The following is a 2,048-nucleotide window of genomic DNA, read 5'->3' as shown; positions in this document are numbered from 1 at the left end:
AACCTATAAAACTAAATTTTTATGACTAATTCTACAACTCAAAAACCTCCAGTAATGTTCTGGATTATAGCAGCTATTGCTGTTATCTGGAATGCAATGGGTGTTAATCAATACTTACAACAGGCCTATCAAACCGATGCTTTTAAAGCAATGTATCCAGATGAGAATGTTTTAGAAATGGCATTAAATACGCCAGGTTGGGTAATGGGTGCTTTTGCCATTGCTGTTTTCTTTGGCTTTTTAGCGAGTGTTTTATTATTACTAAGAAAGCGTTGGGCAACTCCATTATATTTAATCTCTTTAATAGCCATTGTAGTACAGATGATTTATAATGTCTTTATTAGTAAAGCTATGGAGGTTTATGGTCCTGGTTTTATAATTATGCCAATAATGGTATTAGTTATTGGTGTATTCTTATATTTTTACTCGAAAAATGCGACAGCCAAAGGCTGGATCTCATAATAAATTAACCAACTATTCTCTAAAAGACATTATTAACCTCGGTTTAATGTCTTTTTTATTTTATTAAATAATTTTAGATTTATCATCTACTATTAAATCTATGCTTTTAAAAAAAAGATACCCTTTTGATACTAATTTAAAACACCATTTTATAATTGCACTAGGTTTAGCAATATGGATTTTTGTTTTTTTATATTTTACAGAACCGTTAGATGTTAATGAACTTACAGCTCGTGAAAAATTAATATACTTACCGTTGTATGGAGGAATTGGTGCTATTATATACTTGTTTTTTATTCCATTACAATATTATCTTTATAATAAAAACAAACAACTTTGGACTATAACACAGGAACTAATCTTTATTGTTTCGCTTTGTCTAATATGTATTGTTTTTTTAAGACTATTCTATCTTTATATTATTGTTGCAGGTGAGCCCAATCCCTATTCATTTTCTTATCATTTAAATTATATTATGTTGCCAGCTATGGCAACTATTTTACCCATTATAATTTTTGGACGCTATGCCTTTGGAAAATATAAAGACAAAAAATTAGAAGAGCAAAGGATAGAAATTAAAGGTGAAGGAAATTATGAAAGTATACGTTTACTTTTAAACGAATTGGTTTGTATACAATCATCAGACAATTATGTAGAAGTCTTTTACTTATCTGGTACTATTTTGAAAAAAAGTTTAATTAGAACCAAATTATCTGTTATTGCAGAAACATTTCCTGAACTATTAAGAACACATCGCTCTTATATTATAAATCCTTTTCATTTTAAGCAGTGGAAAACAGAAAAAGGGAAACCATTTCTTTTACTTTCTCATGCGGTAGAAGTTCCTGTTTCTAAAACTTATGCTTCTCATGTAAAAACAGCTATTAATTTCGCCACAGTATAGCTTCATTTCTCCCCAAACGCTCTATATAATTGAATTTATAGTGTTTTCATAATTAGTTTTGCTTCGAGACGTTTATCTAACATTTTCTATATTATGAAAACTACAATCACCTTTTTAATCGTGTTTTTTATTGCAATTACAAACACATTTTCACAAGACAATACTCAAAAAGAAATTTTAATTGTGGGCACTATGCATACAGTTCCAAAAATTGTAAAACACAGTTATAAACCGATGCTTAAATATGCTAAAAAGTATAATCCACAAGCTATTTATGTAGAAAGCCCAATGCCAAACGATACGCTTAGTTGGGAATATCTAAAAAACGGATGGTCAAAAAACTATCAAGCATTTTATAAATTATCCGATTCGCTTAAAAACACATTCACTTTTGATGAAACTAAGTTTAATACTATCTTAAAAAAACCTTTTAAAGCATTAACTATTTCAGATTTAGAGTATTTAATTACCAGTTTTGCATACTTAAGAAACGAACCCAATTATCATTTCTATACTTATATTAAAAAACATGGTATAAAAGGGTCTAAGAAACCCACAAGGCATGAAGACGGAGATTTATCTATACCATTAGCAATAGCTTTAAACATTAAAATATTAACACCAATGGACGACCAAAGAACAAATGGAGAATATCATGATGCATGGCGTAAATGTAATACAG

Annotated in this window: 3 protein-coding genes; all 3 read left to right on the top strand. The window is 29.1% G+C overall.

The genetic code is table 11. From position 1 onward, the window contains the following. Positions 1 to 21: 21 nt before the first annotated feature. The gene (locus ACVC2P_RS14030; protein ID WP_452599080.1) at positions 22 to 462 is read left to right on the top strand and encodes a hypothetical protein; all 441 of its coding nucleotides are present in this window, start codon (positions 22 to 24) and stop codon (positions 460 to 462) included. A 100-nt stretch (positions 463 to 562) separates the two neighbouring features. Then, positions 563 to 1,366 (top strand): LytTR family transcriptional regulator DNA-binding domain-containing protein, encoded by an 804-nt coding sequence (locus ACVC2P_RS14025; protein WP_452599079.1) that lies wholly within the window; start codon positions 563 to 565, stop codon positions 1,364 to 1,366. A gap of 93 nt (positions 1,367 to 1,459) precedes the next feature. After that, a partial coding sequence (locus tag ACVC2P_RS14020; RefSeq protein ID WP_452599078.1) for a hypothetical protein occupies positions 1,460 to 2,048 on the top strand: 589 nt, incomplete at its 3' end.

This window comes from Pontimicrobium sp. MEBiC01747 (assembly GCF_053601635.1).
The sequence above is the reverse complement of the archived record's forward strand: the minus strand, read 5'-3'. Positions and strand labels throughout refer to the sequence as shown.

Bases quoted from the DNA above. Each gene is read 5' to 3' on its own strand.
- ACVC2P_RS14030 (WP_452599080.1), top strand. From the start codon at position 22: ATGACTAATTCTACAACTCAAAAACCTCCAGTAATGTTCTGGATTATA.
- ACVC2P_RS14025 (WP_452599079.1), top strand. From the start codon at position 563: ATGCTTTTAAAAAAAAGATACCCTTTTGATACTAATTTAAAACACCAT.